At 59.0% G+C, this 949-nt stretch carries 1 pseudogene; it reads left to right on the top strand.

The features are described from left to right. Positions 1-279: 279 nt before the first annotated feature. A pseudogene (locus OKC30_RS21120) lies at positions 280-949 on the top strand (GGDEF domain-containing protein); the annotation flags it as partial.

Raw genomic sequence — 949 nt, 5'->3', positions numbered from 1 at the left:
AGAGTATAAGATCACACCCAGATCGGTCGGTCAAATCCTCTTAACATTGCTTCAAAACGTTCACGATCTCGCCCTGTATCTAATGGCGCCGGTTCAAGTGCAAAATATCCGGCGGCCGTCTCGGTGGAAAATCCGGGCACAGACAGGGCGTTGTCCGGCCGCTTCAAGGGGAGTAGGGCGTGCGAGCTGGGCAAATATTTTTGCCCGGCCCATAGGCTCCCTCTGTGTCTTGTCATGGGCTTCCCATATACTCAGCCATCCCCATTGGAAGGTTCGGGAATGGACGCCTCAATTCTGCTCAATCTGGACGTATTTACCCTGATGTTGATGGCCCTCGGGGGCTACAGCCTGGGATTCATCACCCTCTCCATCATCTGGTGGACCCACAGGGAAATACCCGGTCTCGGGCTCTGGTGGTGGTCCAGCCTCTGTGCCCTGGCGGCGCAATCGCTCTTCTTCATGCAGGCATTTGCCCCCCATATCGCGGGGATCTGGCTGGCCAACCTGCTCATCACCTTCTGCCTCGCCCTGATGCCACTCGCCATCCAGCGCTTCTTCGGGGAGCCGCCAAACTGGCGGGCCTTCACCCTCTTCATGCTGGTCTACCTGCTGATCCTTTGCTGGAGCGTCATCTTCAACGACAAGATGGCCCCCCGGGTGCTGCTGGCCTGCCTGAGCTACATGATGGTGGGGGCGGTGATTGTCTGGCTCATCTGGCGCCATGGCTACCCTGACTATCTGCCTGCGGTGCTGGTGTTCACCGTGGTCAACATCCTGCTCTACAGTTTCAATCTGGTGCGCATGGGGGCCCTGCTCGGCGGCGAGGTGCGGGTCCTGATGGATCAGCATGCGGTCAATGTGCTCCCCTTCCTCTCCATCTTAAATGCGAAAGGGGACTCCCTCCGACGTAGGTGGGAGGGGAATTTCGCCGGGGCGTCAGCCCCGCTGG

This window comes from Aeromonas sp. QDB18 (assembly GCF_027705325.1).
GTDB classification, from domain to species: domain Bacteria; phylum Pseudomonadota; class Gammaproteobacteria; order Enterobacterales; family Aeromonadaceae; genus Aeromonas; species Aeromonas caviae.
Note: the sequence above shows the minus strand (reverse complement) of the source record. Positions and strands in the feature narration are given on the sequence as shown.